Annotated in this window: 16 protein-coding genes and 1 pseudogene; 7 read left to right on the forward strand and 10 right to left on the reverse strand. The window is 66.0% G+C overall.

Going from position 1 to position 15,724, the window contains the following annotated elements; genetic code table 11:
• Positions 1 to 21: 21 nt before the first annotated feature.
• The gene (locus tag F7P65_RS19865; protein ID WP_150294919.1) at positions 22 to 1,470 is read right to left on the reverse strand and encodes a sigma-54-dependent transcriptional regulator; all 1,449 of its coding nucleotides are present in this window, start codon (positions 1,468 to 1,470) and stop codon (positions 22 to 24) included.
• 154 nt (positions 1,471 to 1,624) lie between these two features.
• Here F7P65_RS19865 and F7P65_RS19870 point away from each other — a divergent pair, with 154 nt between their 5' ends.
• The 5 genes from F7P65_RS19870 to F7P65_RS19890 all read left to right on the forward strand — a co-directional run bounded on the left by F7P65_RS19870 (position 1,625) and on the right by F7P65_RS19890 (position 4,872).
• Positions 1,625 to 1,750, forward strand: a complete 126-nt coding sequence (locus F7P65_RS19870; protein ID WP_150294921.1) for an aa3-type cytochrome c oxidase subunit IV — start codon at positions 1,625 to 1,627, stop codon at positions 1,748 to 1,750.
• A gap of 25 nt (positions 1,751 to 1,775) precedes the next feature.
• On the forward strand, positions 1,776 to 2,894 hold the full coding sequence (locus F7P65_RS19875) for an NAD(P) transhydrogenase subunit alpha (protein WP_150294923.1): 1,119 nt from the start codon (positions 1,776 to 1,778) through the stop codon (positions 2,892 to 2,894).
• A 153-nt stretch (positions 2,895 to 3,047) separates the two neighbouring features.
• Entirely contained in the window at positions 3,048 to 3,314 is a 267-nt protein-coding gene (locus F7P65_RS19880) for a proton-translocating transhydrogenase family protein (RefSeq protein ID WP_150294924.1), read from the forward strand.
• Positions 3,314 to 4,138: an NAD(P)(+) transhydrogenase (Re/Si-specific) subunit beta gene (locus F7P65_RS19885; RefSeq protein WP_150294953.1), complete on the forward strand. Its 825-nt coding sequence runs from the start codon at positions 3,314 to 3,316 to the stop codon at positions 4,136 to 4,138. The genes F7P65_RS19880 and F7P65_RS19885 overlap by 1 nt, the downstream gene beginning before the upstream one ends.
• Before the next feature lie 41 nt (positions 4,139 to 4,179).
• On the forward strand, positions 4,180 to 4,872 hold the full coding sequence (locus F7P65_RS19890) for an aspartate/glutamate racemase family protein (protein WP_150294926.1): 693 nt from the start codon (positions 4,180 to 4,182) through the stop codon (positions 4,870 to 4,872).
• A 40-nt stretch (positions 4,873 to 4,912) separates the two neighbouring features.
• On the opposite strand, the gene F7P65_RS19895 is transcribed toward F7P65_RS19890, so the two are convergent.
• From F7P65_RS19895 to F7P65_RS19930, 8 genes are all read right to left on the reverse strand, one after another.
• Complete coding sequence (locus F7P65_RS19895) at positions 4,913 to 5,344, reverse strand: DUF2147 domain-containing protein (protein WP_150294929.1); 432 nt, start codon at positions 5,342 to 5,344, stop codon at positions 4,913 to 4,915.
• A 134-nt stretch (positions 5,345 to 5,478) separates the two neighbouring features.
• Positions 5,479 to 6,471, reverse strand: coding sequence for a type II secretion system F family protein (locus tag F7P65_RS19900; RefSeq protein ID WP_150294931.1), 993 nt, complete (start codon positions 6,469 to 6,471; stop codon positions 5,479 to 5,481).
• A 16-nt stretch (positions 6,472 to 6,487) separates the two neighbouring features.
• Entirely contained in the window at positions 6,488 to 7,486 is a 999-nt protein-coding gene (locus tag F7P65_RS19905; protein WP_150294933.1) for a type II secretion system F family protein, read from the reverse strand.
• Between the two features lie 48 nt (positions 7,487 to 7,534).
• The gene (locus F7P65_RS19910; protein WP_150294935.1) at positions 7,535 to 8,818 is read right to left on the reverse strand and encodes a pilus assembly protein CpaE; all 1,284 of its coding nucleotides are present in this window, start codon (positions 8,816 to 8,818) and stop codon (positions 7,535 to 7,537) included.
• Between the two features lies 1 nt (position 8,819).
• The gene (locus F7P65_RS19915; protein ID WP_150294937.1) at positions 8,820 to 9,476 is read right to left on the reverse strand and encodes a CpaD family pilus assembly protein; all 657 of its coding nucleotides are present in this window, start codon (positions 9,474 to 9,476) and stop codon (positions 8,820 to 8,822) included.
• 17 nt (positions 9,477 to 9,493) lie between these two features.
• Positions 9,494 to 11,041: a type II and III secretion system protein family protein gene (locus F7P65_RS19920; RefSeq protein WP_150294939.1), complete on the reverse strand. Its 1,548-nt coding sequence runs from the start codon at positions 11,039 to 11,041 to the stop codon at positions 9,494 to 9,496.
• Between the two features lies 1 nt (position 11,042).
• Complete coding sequence (cpaB, locus tag F7P65_RS19925) at positions 11,043 to 12,059, reverse strand: Flp pilus assembly protein CpaB (RefSeq protein WP_150294941.1); 1,017 nt, start codon at positions 12,057 to 12,059, stop codon at positions 11,043 to 11,045.
• Between the two features lie 51 nt (positions 12,060 to 12,110).
• Positions 12,111 to 12,584 carry an A24 family peptidase gene (locus tag F7P65_RS19930; protein ID WP_150294944.1) on the reverse strand — a complete coding sequence of 158 codons (474 nt, stop codon included), beginning with the start codon at positions 12,582 to 12,584 and terminating at the stop codon, positions 12,111 to 12,113.
• Between the two features lie 42 nt (positions 12,585 to 12,626).
• Here F7P65_RS19930 and F7P65_RS19935 point away from each other — a divergent pair, with 42 nt between their 5' ends.
• Both F7P65_RS19935 and F7P65_RS19940 read left to right on the forward strand, forming a co-directional pair.
• Positions 12,627 to 13,592 carry an alpha/beta fold hydrolase gene (locus F7P65_RS19935; RefSeq protein ID WP_150294956.1) on the forward strand — a complete coding sequence of 322 codons (966 nt, stop codon included), beginning with the start codon at positions 12,627 to 12,629 and terminating at the stop codon, positions 13,590 to 13,592.
• Entirely contained in the window at positions 13,589 to 14,692 is a 1,104-nt protein-coding gene (locus F7P65_RS19940) for an NAD(P)/FAD-dependent oxidoreductase (RefSeq protein ID WP_150294946.1), read from the forward strand. The genes F7P65_RS19935 and F7P65_RS19940 overlap by 4 nt, the downstream gene beginning before the upstream one ends.
• 376 nt (positions 14,693 to 15,068) lie before the next feature.
• On the opposite strand, the pseudogene F7P65_RS22115 reads toward F7P65_RS19940, so the two are convergent.
• Positions 15,069 to 15,724, reverse strand: a pseudogene (locus tag F7P65_RS22115) (calcium-binding protein); the annotation flags it as partial.

The raw sequence follows: 15,724 nt of genomic DNA on the forward strand, positions 1-15,724 counted from the left end.
AGCGCAAGCGACGGGGCGACGCTATGCCGCGCTGTCGATGCCCAGTTCCGCCAGCTTGCGATAGAGGGTCGAGCGGCCGATCCCCAGGCGGCGGGCCACTTCGGTCATGCGCCCGCGATAATGGCCGATGGCAAGGCGGATGACGTCCGCCTCGATCTCGGCCAGCTGGCGGACATGGCCGTCGCTTTCGAACAGGGTGATGCCGGCGGCCTCGCGATGCGGCTGTGGCACGGCGCGCAGCCGGTTCAAGCCTGTATCGCCATGGGCGCGGCCGTGGATCTGCGCGGCGATCTGCGGGAAATCCTGAGGCGTCAGCGCATCGCCCTCGCACAGCACGGCGGCGCGGAACAGGGCGTTCTGAAGCTGCCGGACATTGCCCGGCCAGTCATGCTGCATCAGCAGCGCCAACGCATCGTCGGTCAGGCCCAGCCCACGCAGCCCCGGCTGGGTCGCGATGCGGGCGAGCAGGTGGCGGCAGAGCGCGGGCACGTCGCCCAGCCGCTCGCGCAGCGGCGGGATGGTGAGTTGCACCACGTTCAGGCGGTAATAGAGATCCTCGCGGAAACGCCCGGCCTCGATCTCTTCATGCAACCGCTTGTTGGTGGCGGCGATGACACGCACGTCGACATGGATCGGGCGGCGCGCGCCGATGGGCTGGACCTCTCCATCCTGCAACACACGCAGCAGCTTCACCTGCGCGTCGAGCGGCATTTCGCTGACTTCGTCGAGGAAGATCGTGCCCATGTCGGCGGCGACGAATTTGCCCACCTGTCGGTCGAAGGCGCCGGTGAAGGCGCCGCGCTCATGACCGAACAGGTCCGATTCGACGAGATTGGCGGGAATGGCACCGCAATTGACCGTCACCATATTCTGCTTGTGCCGGGGGGAGGCGGCGTGGATGGCGCGGGCGATCACATCCTTGCCGACGCCGCTTTCGCCTTCGATCAACACGGGGACGCGGGCGCGGGCGGCCTTTGCCGCGATGGCGAGCGCGGCACGGAATTGCGGTGCGGCGCCGACCACATCCTCAAAGGAGAGGGACGCGGAAATCTTCTCGGTCAAAGGGCGCAATTCGCCCCGGCCGCCGTCGCTGCCGAGCGTCGCATTGAGCGCCGCGAGCAGGCGTTCGGGCGCAATCGGCTTGGCGAGATAGTCGGTGGCCCCGGCGCGCATCGCTTCCACCGCGACGGCGACATCATTGTGCGCGGTCAGCACCAGGATCGGCAGCGCCGGACGGCGCGCGTGCAGTTCCCGGATCAGGCCGGTCGGCTGATGGCTGGGACTCCACTGGTCGAGCAGCACGGCGTCGAGCCGCATCCCGTCCTGCGTGCCCAGCATGGCAATCGCCGTGTCGCCGTCATTGGCGAAGATCGTGCGCCAGCCCGCGCGGGCGGCCAGGGCCGACACCAGCCTGCGCTGCGCCGGCTCGTCATCGATCAACATCAGCATCGGAACGCCGTCGCGCGCCATTCTACCCCCTCATCTGCGAACTTGCCGCCGATGGTAGGGAAAAGGGGTAAAAAGCGGCTTAACCGGAAAGATTTTCTTGTTCGTTCCCGGCTTGAGGGGGGGAAGGCTTGACGATAAGAGGATGCCAGCAAACAGGTTTGAGGAGGGACCGGGCATGGCCACGGAAGGAAATATCGAAAACGCGACCCACACATATGAAGGGTTCGTGGCCCTGATGAAGTGGGGTACGATTGCCTGTGCCGTGGTCGGTGCTCTGGTCGTGGTGCTGATCGCTCATTGAAGCGGGCGGCAGCAGGGGGATATCCATGAAGATTGCGATTGTGAAGGAGCTTGCCGAGGGCGAGCGCCGCGTTTCCGGCACGCCGGAGACGGTGAAGAAGTTCAAGGCGCTGGGCGCCGATATTGCCGTGGAAGCGGGCGCGGGCATGACCGCCGCCATCGCCGACGCGGATTATGCCGCCATGGGCGCGACCGTGGCCGACCGTGCCGCCACGGTGGCGGGCGCGGACATCATCCTGGGCGTGCAGGGGCCGGATGTCGCCAGCATCGCGGGTGCGAAGCCCGGCGCATGGATCGTCGCGGGCCTCAACCCCTTTGTCGAGCGGGCGCGCGTCGACGCCTATGCGGCGGCGGGCTATGAAGCGCTGGCCATGGAGTTCATGCCGCGCATCACCCGCGCGCAGTCGATGGATATTCTTTCGTCGCAGTCGAATCTCTCCGGCTACAAGGCGGTGCTGGACGCCGCGGCGGAATATGGCCGGTCCTTCCCGATGATGATGACGGCGGCGGGTACGCTGTCGCCGGCCAAGGCCTTCATCATGGGTGTGGGCGTCGCAGGTTTGCAGGCGATCGCCACCGCCAAGCGGCTGGGCGCGCAGGTGTCCGCGACCGACGTGCGCTCTGCCACCAAGGAGCAGATTGAGAGCCTTGGCGCCAAGGCGATCTTCGTCGAGAGCGTCGCGGGCATCGAGGGCGAGGGCAAGGGCGGCTATGCCACCGAAATGTCCGAGGACTATCAGAAGGCGCAGGCCGAACTGGTGTCGGGCCATATCGCCAAGCAGGATATCGTCATCACCACCGCGCTGATCCCCGGTAAGCCCGCGCCGCGCCTGATTTCCGACGCCCAGATCGCGTCGATGAAGCCGGGCAGCGTGATCGTCGACCTGGCTGTCGAACAGGGCGGCAATGTCGAGGGCGCGGTGCTGGGCGAAGTGGTCGAGCGCCATGGCGTCAAGATCGTCGGCCACAAGAATGTGCCGTCGCGTCTGGCGGCCGATGCCTCGGCCCTGTTTGCGCGCAACCTCTATAATTTCCTCTCGGCCTTCTGGAACAAGGACCAGAACGCGCCGGTGCTGGACGAGGAAATCGGCAATGCCATCCGCATCACGCAGGGCGGCAAGGTCGTGAGCGAACGGCTGCTCTGAGCATTTGTTGGAAATCCGGCTGAAGCCGGATTTGCGGCACCGGCCCGGAAATGCGTTTTCGCGCATTTTCCAAACGGAACCTCAGCACCGGACGGCTCTGTCCGGTTCGGCGGGGCTTGACCATCGGCGACTTCCTGCAATGAGGAGGAACAGATGACCCTGTTCCTCCTCATTTCCTTTTTGGCCGCCTGCGCGTTCGGACTTGTCATTGGCTGGCGGGCGCGGGCGGAGGAGGGCTGGGCGCTGGTGGCGATCCTTCAACTCCTGTCGTCCGCCATCCTGATCGGCGCGATCATCGTCGCGGCGGAGGCGGGGAGCGCGTCGGCGCGGAGCCTGGGGTGGCTGGCGATAGTGGCGGGCAGCGCGGGCCTGAGCGGCGGCTTTATCGCGGCCCGACGGATGGAAACGCCGCGCCCGTGATGGAGCCTATCGATCCGACGATTGCAGCGGGCTGGTCCGTGGCGGCGTTGCTGTTCGGGTTGGCGCTGTTGGCGTCGCTGGACGGCGGGCTGCGGCGGGGTGCGAATCTGATGATGGCGGGGATGATGGTGATTGGGGCGGTGACGCTCTACAGCCATGATGTCATGGCCATGCCGCAGATTTGCGCGGCGTTGATAACAGGTGGAGCGATTGGGCTGGCGCTGGGGCAGGGCGTGCCGCGTTCGGCGATTCCGGCGCTGTTGACCGGGCTGGTCGGACAGGCGGGGCTGGCGGCGGTGTTTGTCGGGGGGGCGGCGTGGCGCAATCCCCATGCATTCGGCTTGCTGGACGAGGCGACCGACCGGCTGCTGGGCGACGCCGCCATCGCCATGGCGGCGACTGTCGCTTTGGGGGCGATGGCCTGCGCGGGGGCGGCGGCGATCCTGTGGCGCGGAACGGCGTGGCAAGGCGAACGGCGGCCGGGGCTGCCGCTGTTCGCAGCGGCGATGCTGGTGGCGACGGGCGGGACGATGGCGGGCTTCGTCGCGTCTCCCGGCAGCGCCGGGCTGCTGGTCTCTACCGGAGTCGCGTTGCTGGCCGGATGGGGGTTGGCGAGATGGGCGATAGGCGCGGGCGCCGGGCCTGCCATGGCATTGGTCGGCGGGCTGGCGGGCTGGGCCGTCGCGGCCTCGGCTTTCCTGCTGGAAAATACGGGGATGGCGGTGGCCGGCGGGCTGGCGGGCGCGGCCGGGAGCCTGCTGGGCCTGCGTCTTTGCGGGCGCGCGGGCAGGAAGGGGCTTGCCGATGCGCGGCGCCGTCCTTAACGATTTGCGGCAGGCAGTTTTGCATTGGGGTAAGCGGATTCATGAAGAAGCTCGGTCTGATAGGCGGTCTTAGCTGGACGTCGACGGCGCGCTATTATCAGATCATCAACCAGGCGGTGTATCGCGCCCGGGGCGGGCAGCACAGCGCGCCGCTGCTGATCGAGAGCCTGGATTTCGCGGACATCGGCCGGTCCACCACCGATGAGGAATGGGCGCATGCCGCAAAGGTGCTGACCGCGTCGGCCCGGCGGCTGGAGCAGGCGGGCGCCGCCGCGCTGCTGATCTGCGCCAACTCCATGCATCGCGTCTATGACGAGGTGCAGGCGGGCGTCGATATTCCGATCATCAACATTGCCGAGGCGGTCGGGCGCAAGATGCAGGCGGATGGCATCGAAAAGGCGGCGCTGATCGGCACGCGCAATGTGATGACGGAGAAATTCTATCGCCAGCGGCTGGTGGCGCACGGCATTTCGCTGCTGCCGCCCGACATGGACCTGGCCGAGCGGATCGACCGGATCGTCTATGACGAACTGACCATCGGCAAGATCAGCCGCGAATCCGAACGCTATATGAAGTCGGAACTGACCGACATCGCCAAGGAACATGTGCAGGCCGCGATCCTGGCCTGCACCGAGTTGGAGATGATCGTCGATGTGCGGGCGAATGTGCTGCCCATCTATGACGGCACCACCATCCATGCCCGCGCCGGCGTGGACGTGATCCTGGGAGAATAGGGGCGAGCGGACGTTCCGCTCCGCCCCACTCCAAATCCGGTTATCGCACGGGCGTCCAGATCTGCGTCTTGCAGAAGAACATGATGCAGCCCTGCACCTTCAGCGTGCCGTCGCCATTGCGGCTGACCTTGCTGTTATAGGTCTTGCCGCTTTCGGGGTCGTAGATCGACCCCTTCCAGAGATCGCCGCCATCGGTGAAGCCGGTGAGCAGCGCCAGACCGGCCAGCGGCTTGGACCGGAGCGCCGGATCGGGATTCTTGATGTCGGTCTGGGGGCGGCCGGGGGTGGGCTTCACGATCTTCTCGATCCGACCGCACAGCGTCTTGCCGCAATTGGCGATCTGGACGATGGCCTTGCCATCGACGGTGGCCCAGCGGCCGGTGATGGGCTGGGCCGCTTCCGCCGGCATAGCGGCGATCAGCGGCAGAATGAGCAGCGCGGCGCGGGCGGCGATGCGGGGGACAGCGACCATGAATCTCTCTCCAATTATGTATGTTTGCAGGACAGATAAGGCAGGATCGGGATCGCCGCCAAGGCGGAAAATCAACAGCTTTCGACGGATTTCGAAGGAACGCTACGGCAATGCCGGTGGCGCCCCTTCGAATTTTAGAAGGCCTTGCTGATCGAGCAGGCCGCCGGGCCCAGAATGACGACGAACAGCGTCGGCAGGATGAAGAGAATCAGCGGCACGGTCATGATCGCGGGCAGGCGCGCGGCCTTTTCCTCGGCGCGCATCATGCGTTCATGGCGAAACTCGGCGGACAGGACGCGCAGCGCCGAGGCGAGCGGGGTGCCGTATTTCTCCGTCTGGATCATGGTCGTCACCACGCCCTTCACCGCGTCCAGCTTGACGCGGCTGGCGAGATTCTCGAACGCCATGCGCCGTTCGGTGAGGAAGCTCAGTTCAATCGCCGTCAGGTGGAATTCGTCGCCCAGTTCCGGATAGGCCTTGCCCAGTTCGCGGGCGACGCGGCTGAAGGCGGAGTCGACGGTCAGGCCCGCCTCGGCGCAGATCACCAGCAGGTCGAGCGCGTCGGGCAACCCCTTGCGGATCGCGGCCGAGCGCTTGGCGATCTTGTTGTCGATGAACAGGTCGGGCGCCTTGTAGGCGAGCAGCAGCGCGCCCGCGAACGCCATGAAGCGCTTCGCGCCGCCCCATTCGGGATAGATGCCCACCGCATAGAGCAGCAGCGCCGCCGTGCCGCCGATCACCACCGGCAGGATCAGGCGGCCGAAAATCACCGCCACGGCCCAGTCCTTGGACCGGATGCCGGCCTGCGCCAGACGAATCTGCGCATCCTTGAGCTGGTCGTCCTGCAACACCTTCAGGCTGGACAGGAAGGACCGCATCCGGTCGGTCGCCTGGTTCTTCTGCACCAGCTTGGCGCGGCGGCGGCCGGTGGAGGCGGTGATGCCCGCCTTCAACTGCTCGCGCCGTTCGTTGAGCGCCTTGACGCGCTTGGCCATCGGATCGCGCACGGTCATCACCGTGTAGAGCGCGAACAGCACCGCCAGCGTCGCCAGCGCGGCCAGCAGCGTGCCGAAATCGGTGGCGGTCAGACCGAACAGGGTGCCGGCGGGGACGGGGTTGGTTTCCATCGGGCGGGCTTCCTCGTCAGATCTCGAAATTGATCATCTGCGCCATGATGAAGGCGCCGATCGCCATCCAGCACATGCCGCCAATGCCGATGACCTGCATGGTCGAAAGGCCGAACGCCCCCGCCGGATCGGGCGTGAAGAAGGGCGACATATAGCTATAGTTGATGTAGCAAATGAGTGCGAAGACCAGGAAGGGCAGCGCGCCGATGATATAGGCGGACGCCTTCGATTCCGACGACATGGCGCGGATCTTGAGCTTCATCTGCGCGCGCTGGCGCAGCACGGTGGCAAGGTTCGACAGGGTTTCGGCCAGATTGCCGCCGGTTTCCCGCTGGATCGCCAGGCTGATGACGAAGAACTGGAATTCCGGCGTGCCGAGGCGATCGGCGGTTTCCTGAAGCGCCTGATCCATGGACTTGCCGATCTTGATGCGTTCGGTGATGAGCTTGAATTCCTCGCCGACCGGACCCGGTACCTCGCTCGACACCACCGTCAGCGTTTCGGCGATGGGCAGGCCCGAGCGCAGGCCGCGCGTCAGCAGTTCCAGCGCATCCGGGAATTTGGCGTTGAATTTCTGGATGCGGCCCTTGATGAGCCGGCCGATCCACATATGCGGCAGGCCCAGGCCAGCGGCGAGGCCCACGAGCGCCGCGAAGAGCGGCGGAAAGCCGCGCAGCATCAGCAGCGCGCACAGGGCGAGAAAGATCACCGCGCAGGCCGTCATATATTGGCTGACGGTCCATTTCTTGCCGGTCATGCGGATGCGCTTGGCAAGATTTTCCGGATTGGGCACCAGCGATACCAGCATGGACGCTTCATTGCCGACCGGACGGTTGGAAATCGCCCGGCGCATGCGCGCTTCCAATATGGCGTCGGTCGAATCGCTGTGCCGCCCGCGGATCGTGTCGATGCGGCGCTTCTGCGCCTTTTCCGGCGACGGACCGGCAAAGGCCATGACAAGCAGGCCCAGCATGACCGAAAGCAGCACCGTTATCAGGATCAAATTGCCGTTCATCTGCCTGTCCGCTCCCAATCCGCGACCGTCAAAGAAGGTCTATCGGCGTCATGCCGAATGCTTGTCCTTGCGGCGCGAGGGGATCATGCTCTTGAGATCGCCGATCTTGCCGAGCAGGGAATCGCCCTTTTTCGCGGGCGCGCCGCTGTCGTTGGCCTCGCCCTCTTCCGCCGCGCCCAGCACGGCGTCGAGCATCGCGGCACAGGACGCACCGACCTTGCTGCCCTTGGCCGTTTCCGCCAGCGTCTTGCCCAGTTTCGCCGCCTGCGCCGCGATCTTGAGGTCGAAGGGGACGAGGATGTCGACCTTGCGCTCGATCGACTGTTCGAAATCCTTGCGGGTGATTTCCAGCGACCCGGCATGGACGCGGTTGGCAACCACCAGTACGCGCGTCTGCGGCGCATTGGTCTTGAGCCAGGAGAGGATGCGGATCGAATCGCGCGCCGCCGCCAGCGTCAGTTCCGTGGCCACCACGGCGACGTTGACGTCGCTCATCAGGTGCGGATGCTGGATCAGCATGTTGCGCGGCAGGTCGATGATGCTGCATTCGAAGGCGGTGCGGAATTCTTCCAGCAACTGGTAGAAGGCGCCGCCGTCGGTCAGCATCGGCTGGCTGATCGGCGCTTCGGCCGACAGGATCGCCAGATGGTCGCTGGCGCGGACCATGGCGCGTTCGATGAACAGCCCGTCGATGCGGCTGGGATTTTCGATGGCGTCGGTCAGGCCGCGCCCCGGCTCCAGATCCATCGCCAGCGCATTGGTGCCGAAATGCACGTCGAGGTCGAGCAGCGCGGTCGAGCGCTTCTTCTTCTCGCTCATCAGCCAGGCCAGCGAGGTGGCGAGGCTGGATGCCCCCACGCCGCCGCGCGTGCCGATGACCGCCATGGTCATGTGCGGATGTTCGGGTGCCGCATCGCGGGGGGCGAAGAACACCGCCTGCGCCTGCGCCAGCGCGTCGCGCAGCTGGTCGGCGCCGAAGGGCTTGAGCAGATAATCCTGAATGCCGCTGGCCAGAAGGTCGCGATAGAGGCGCACATCATTGACCTGCCCTGCCGCGATGACGACCGTGCCCGGTTCGCACACTTCGGCCAGGCTGTTGATGTCGCCCAGCGGATCGCCGCTTTCCGACATGTCGATGAACAGAATCTGGGGCGAAGCAGTGACGGACAGGCTCTGCACGGCGTTGCGCATGCCGCCCTTGCTCACCTTTTCCGGCGCCCAGCCCATTTCGGCCGCGACCACGCGCAGCAGGTCGAAGCTGTGATCGTCGCACACGAAGGCGTGGAAGGGATCGCGCTGGCCGGTCGCGCCGGGTCTCCAGGGAGCATTCATGTCACTTGCCTCCATATTGCGACTTGAGATCGCCCGCGCCGGTCGGGGCCTTTTCGCGATAGGTCGAAATCGCGCGGTTCGACGTCGCCGTGCGCAGGTCGCTGTCGGTGCTCTGGCCGCGGACGAGATCCTCCGGATTGGCGATCATGGCGGCGAGATTGCCGTTCACGCCGCAGCCGAAATTGCGGGATGCGGCCAGCTGCTGGTCGGCTTCGGCCTTGTCCGACCAGTCGGGGCAGCCCGGCACGCGGGCGATGGCCCGGCGCACGATCAGGCGGACGGCGCCCTGCGGCGCGGTGCCGGCGACGGCGGAACTATCCTCTCCCACCAACATGCCGTGGCGGGCGACGACATCGGCAATGCCGTCCCGCAGCGAGGGGCTGTAGCTGCCCGCGTCGGTCGCGACCGCGACCTGATCGCCATAGCCAAGGCCGATGGACACGAACCAGTCGTCCAGGCGGCGCGCTTCCTCGATGGTCATGCCGCCATCCGGGCCAGCCGCGACATCGTAGGTGAAGGCGGTGTGGCTGACGACCGGCTGATGAACCGATTCGACGCCGCGATTGGCGCCCTGGTCGGTCTGGCAGGCGGCGAGCGGCAGCGCCATCAGGGCGAGAGCGCCGAAGCGGACGATATTCTTGCGGGACAGAGAAGCCATGTCTTTCGTCCTTCGGATCAGAAGCTGAAGCCCGGCGCGGCGTCCTTCGAACGCTTGCCGGAATCTCGGGCTGCGTCACGGGCGGCGACGGGCGGCAGCGCGGCGGAGCTTTGCGGTCCCGGCATGGGGGCCGGATCGCCGGGCGCGCGGCGCGGCATCGGGGAGCGGGCGCCGCTGATCCCGTCCTGGCCCTGTTGCAGGAAGAGGCCCTGGCCCTCATTGGCGTTGCGGAAGCCATCGGTCGGCAGGCGCACGTCCGATGCATTCACCGGCTTCACCAGATAGGGGGTGACGACGATGACCAGTTCCGTTTCGTTGCGCTGGAACTGGCGCGACTTGAACAGGCTGCCCAGGATCGGCAGGTTGCCGAGGCCCGGCACCTTGTTGACCGTGTTGCCGGTGTCGGCGCTGAGCAGACCGGCGATCATGAAGGCCTGGCCGGAGCCGAGTTCGACCGTGGTTTCGGCGGTGCGAGTCTTCAGCGCGGGCTGGCTCGGCAGGATGGAGAAGTCGAGCGTCGATACGGTCGGACGGACGCGCAGCGAGATGCGGCCATCGGCCAGCACGGTCGGCGTGAAGGCCAACTGCACGCCATATTGTTTCCATTCCAGGCTGTTGCCCTGCGTGCCGTTGCTCACCGTATAGGGGAACTCGCCGCCCGCCAGGAAGCTGGCGGTTTCGCCCGAAAGCGAGGTCAGGTTGGGCTGGGCGAGAGTGGTCGCGAGGCCGCTCGATTCTGCGAGGTCGAGAGCCGCGGCAACGTCCATGCCCAGCAGGTGCGCCACGCCGCCGAGGCTGTAACTGCCGTCCGACGGATAGTTGAACGCCCATTCGGCGGGTTTGGTGATAAGGCCGGCGTCGTCACGGGTCGGTTTGGTGTAGGTGAAGAAATTGCGCGTGCCGCCGCCGGACAGGCCCAGGAACTTGCCGCCGCTCTGGTCGGCCGTTCCCCAGTTCATCCCGATCTTGTGCCCGATGTCGCGGGCGACTTCCGACACCTTGACCTGCAACATGACCTGAAGCGGCGTCGCGGTGCGCAACCGGCTCACCACGGTGACTTCCTTGCCCACGAAGGCCTGGGTCAGGCGTTCGGCCTCCGCTGCGTCCTCGGGGGCGGCGATGGTGCCGGTCAGCAGGACCATGCCGTTCATCTTGTTGACCGCAATGTCCGCGTTCGGCATCGCCAGCTTCAGCATCTCATCGATGCTGGTCAGGTTGTTGCCGACGCGCACCGTGCCGGAAAACAGCACCTTGCCGTTGGTCGCCGTCGCGAAGACGGTGGTTTCGCCCGCCTTCTTCGCAATCAGGTAAAGCTGGTTCTGGGAGCGGACATGGACGTCGACCACATCCGGATCGCCGATCACCACGTCGGACATTTTCGCGGGCAGGTTGATGACCTTGCTGCCGCCGACCGACATCAGGATCGCATTGTCCTGCATCGATACGGGCGCGGCGTTGAGCGCGGCGGTCGGCGCGGCCGCGGCGGCGATCGCCAGGCCCAGCGCGATGGCCGGGCCAAGCAGCGGCTTGGCCGCGCTGGCCGCGTGAACAGGAAACCCCTTCATCTTACTTCCCCCCGACCGGAACGACGGTCACATTGGTGCCGCGGGCGACGCGGATCACAGGGCCCTGGCTGACGATGACATTGGCAGGTGCGCCGGCCGTGGGAGCGCCGCCTGCGGGCAGGACCTGCACGGGCTTGGCGGGGACGCTGCTGCGCTGATAGCGCGAGACGTCGGCGCCGGTGGAATAGGTGCCGCCCTTGTCGACCGGGCGGGCGGCGATGCTGGCGAGCAGCGTTTTTTCGGCCTTGGGATTGCTGCCGTCGGGCAGGTCGACGTCGCTGCCGGCGATGGCCGCGTCCAGTTCCGAGCTGTTGTCGGCCAGCGAACGCAGCGAAAGCGAGAGCGAGCCGATGGTCTGGGCCACCGCGATCTTCTCCGCGATCTTCGGCGTCACTTCGATGGTGACGTTGGAATAGGTCTGCACCACGGGCTTGCCGTCCGCGCCCAGCGCATCCATGCGCTGGTCGGTGGCGAGCACGCGCAGGTTGCGCAGGATGGTTTCGGAGACCTTCAGCGGGTCGCCGTCGCCGCCGCCATTGACGCTCTGCGTCAGGACCAGGTCGACGCGGTCGCCCGGAAAGACGAAGCCCGCAACCGAATTCTGCGCCGACACCGGCACGGTCACGGCGCGCATTCCCGCCCCCAGCGCGGCGGCCAGGAAGCCGCGATCGCCCGGCTTGATGACCGAACCCAGCGTCATCGGCTGACCTGCGGAAATGGCGGTGCGGATCACGCTGCCCACCAACTTCTGCGGGTCGGACTGGCCCTTCAGATAATAGGCCTGTTCGATGAGATCCTTGGGCCAGGGCTGGAAGCGGAAGCTTTCCGCGTCCAGGATCGTGCCCACCGGCAGCGCCTTGGTCGCGACCAGCACATGGGGCTGGTCCGCCTCGACCGGCATGGACGACGCGCCCGCCTGGGGCGCGCCCGACGAACTCAGCATGTTGCGTGCAAGCAAGGCTGTAGTGATCGCTATGATGAGCGCCCCCACCAGCAGCACGATCTTCTTGGCATCCATGATGAAATTCGCCTCCCTCAATCAGACGAGTTGCGTCTGAGGCCCCCAGTTTTACGCAAATTGGTTAATATATCGTTCGCCAAGAAGCCAAAGCGCGGCGCACGAGATCGCAATGCCATAGGGGATTTGCGGCTGTCCCAGCCGCCGGGTCATGCGATGGTGCACGACGGTTATGATGGTGACGATGCCCCCCAGCACCGCCATCAGCATCAGCATCGACAGGGTCGCCTGCCACGGGAACCAGAGCGCCAGCGCGCCCAGCAGCTTCACGTCGCCCCCGCCCATGCAGCCAAAGGCAAAGAGCATCGCGAAGAGGAAGAACACGATCAGCGCCACCAGCAGCTGCACCGCCATGCCCGGCCAGAGCGGCAGCCCGCAGGCCAGCCACCAGAGCGGCGCCAGTCCGGCGACGCACAGGTTCAGCCGGTTGGAGATGATGCGCGACCGCAGGTCCGTAACGGACGCCACGATCAGCAGCGCGGCCAGGGCGCCGATCAGCGCCAATCTGAAAATATCCCCCGTCATAAGTTCGAAACTGTAGACCGGATGGCTTACCAAAGCGTAACCATGCCGCCGATGGATTCGCCCCGCTTCGTTGCCCCGCCATTTGATCGTCGTGCCTGGCCGATGGATGGGCGGCTCGACCATTGGTCGGCGCCCGATGGCTGGCCATTGCGGCGCTATCGGCTGGGCACGGGCGCGCGCGGGCGGATGCTGGTGCTGGGCGGCCGGGGCGACATGATCGAGAAGTATCTCGAGGTGATTCAGCATTGGGCCGCGCGCGACTGGGCCGTCACCAGCTTCGACTGGCGCGGACAAGGCGGGTCGGGACGGCTGACCGACGATCCGCTTTGCGGGCATATCGAGGATTTCGGCCAGTGGATCGCCGACCTGAAGGCCTTCGCCGCCGATTGGCGCGGCCAAGGGGAGGGGCCGGCGGCGATGGTCGCCCACAGCATGGGCGGGCATTTGCTGCTCCGCGCGCTGGTGGAGGGCATGGCGGCGCCCGATGCCGCGGTGACGGTGGCGCCGATGATGGGCGTGCACAGCGCGCCCCTGCCGCGCTGGCTGGCGGTGGCGATTGCCGAAACCATGTGCGCGCTGGGCTTTGGGCGCAAGCAGGCCTGGACGCAGAAAGAGGAGTCCGAACGCCAGCGGCACATAAGGCAGAAGCGGCTGACGCACGATCCGGACCGCTATGCCGACGAACTGTGGTGGCGCGACCATAGCCGGGACGTGGCGCTGGGATCGCCGAGCTGGAAATGGGTGGAGCAGGCGCTCTCCTCGACCCGCAGGCTCGCCACCCGGCCGGGGCTGGAGCGGATCGCCGTGCCGCTGCTGATGCTGGCGGCGCGGGATGACCGGCTGGTGTCGACTCCGGCCATTCGCAGGACGGCGGCGCGGATTCCCGGCGCGCGGCTGCACGTCTATGGGCGCGAGGCGGCGCATGAAATTTTGCGCGAACTGGATTCGGTGCGGCTGGACGCATTGGCGCGGATCGATGCTTTTCTGGATGAAGTCGCGCCCCGATGAAGCGGCCCGATATCGTCATTGTCGGGGGCGGGATCGCCGGGGCGAGTCTAGGCGCGGTGCTGGCGGAGCGCGCCCGCGTGCTGCTGCTGGAGATGGAGCCGAGCGCGGGCTATCATGCCACCGGGCGGGCGGTTTCCTTCTGGGAGGAGACCTATGGCGGGCTGGCGGTCCAGCCCTTGACCACGGCTTCCGGGCCGATGCTGGCCGCGCCCGATCCCGCCTTTTCCGAAAGGGCCTTCCTGTCGCCGCGCCGGACGCTCCATATCGGGCGGGCGGGCGATGCGGCGGCGCGGGACCGGTTGCTGGCGGAATTTGGCGGGAAGGTGGCCTTGCACCCGGTCGATCCGGCCGGGCTGGTGCCGGGCCTGCGAGCGGACTGGACGCTGGGCGTGCTGGAGCCGGGGGTGTGCGACATCGACGTGGCGGCGTTGCATCAGGCCTGGTTGCGGCGGTTCCGGCGGCTGGGCGGAGAGATTCGGCTGGGGACGCCGCTGCGGCGTGCCGAAGCGCGGGACGGCGGCTGGCGGATCGAAACGGATGGCGGCGCCATCGACTGCGGCCTGATCGTCAATGCGGCGGGCGCCTGGGCGGACGATGTGGCCAAGGCTTGCGGAGTGGCGCCCCTCGGCATCGCCCCCTTCCGGCGGACGGTGGTGCAGTTGCGCGTGCCCGCCATGCCCTCGGCGGCGCTGCCGCTGGTCATGGACCTCGCCTCGCAATTTTATTTCAAGCCCGAGGGGGAAGGGCGCATCTGGCTGACCCCGCATGACGAGGTGCCGTCCCCGCCCTGCGACGCCGCGCCGGAGGAGCTGGCGGTGGCCGAGGCGATTGCCCGGTTCGAGGCGGTGGTGGACTGGCCGGTCGCGGCGGTGGAACGCAAATGGGCCGGGCTGCGCAGCTTTTCCCGCGACCGGGCGCCAGTCTATGGCTTCGACCCTGCGGTGCCGGGCTTTTTCTGGTTCGCGGGGCAGGGGGGATTCGGCATCCAGACCTCACCGGCGGCGGCGCTGCTGGCGGGGAGCCTGCTGCGGCGGGAGGCACCGCCGCACGCCGTTGCCGGTATCGATGCGTCCACCTATTCTCCGGCGCGGTTTCGATAGGATTGGGGAAGGGCGGGCGGCGGACCGTCGCGCCTATGTCTGTCGCGTCTTAGATAAGATGCGAACACAAATCCCCAAAAATCATCATTTTCCACTCGATCTGCTTCCACATATCCTGTCGCTGCATGACCGGCATAAGTTGGCGATACCTTTGAACTGGACCGCCATAAGTTGGCGGCAAAAAACGACAAAGGGGTTATAGGACGCGGATTTGGATCTGGGTAGGGCGCTTGATCAGCATTGGTCCCTCGCGCCGAATGGCAAGAGAGCGGATCTCCGAAGATCACTTTTTGGTGGTAGGCCTAGCCCGACGCAGATGACAGAGCTGAAAAATAGCAGCGACGCGCCGCCATTTTTCCAGCTCGATCGCAATCTTTCAGATCAGAAAATCCGGATTGTAATACGTCAGACCCGAGTAGAGGCTGAAGGTCATATCCTCGAAGAAGACCTTGTCGATGTCGTACAGGTGGTCGGTACGATAGGTCTGCCCGTGGTCAGACGTCGTTTTGACATCGAACCAGCCGCCCATATCCTCGATGGAAACGAGGTCAGGGTCGACAGGATATCCTCCGCGAGCCGCGAAAGAGTAGTACATGGCACCTAGATCGGCCTCGCCATAAACTGTATTTTCGCCATAGCCGCCGGAATAGAAACGGTCGTATCCACCGCCGCCATGGAGCTCATTGTTGCCAGTGCCGCCAGACAGGACGTCAGCCATGGCACCACCCTGCAGATAGTCATCGCCGTCGTTCACCCATGTGACGGCCTGATCGGGATAGACGCCACCGTTCAGCTTGGCGCCCACTGTGTTGCCGGCGAAGAGGCGATCATTTCCCATCTCACCGTAGACAGATTCCAAGCCAGTGCTGTGGATGATATCGTCGCCGCCATAGGTCCTGACGTATCCACCAGTCCCTCCGACCGTCACGTTATCGACGCCGTTGCTCCCAGACACGGTGTTGTAACCTGTGCCAGCAGAGAAGGTGCCGGAGCCATGCAACTGTAGGGTGAGGTGGTGCCGGAAATTCGGAC

Origin of the sequence: Sphingobium estronivorans, assembly GCF_008692605.1 — a bacterium.
Classification (GTDB): Bacteria; Pseudomonadota; Alphaproteobacteria; order Sphingomonadales; family Sphingomonadaceae; genus Sphingobium; species Sphingobium estronivorans.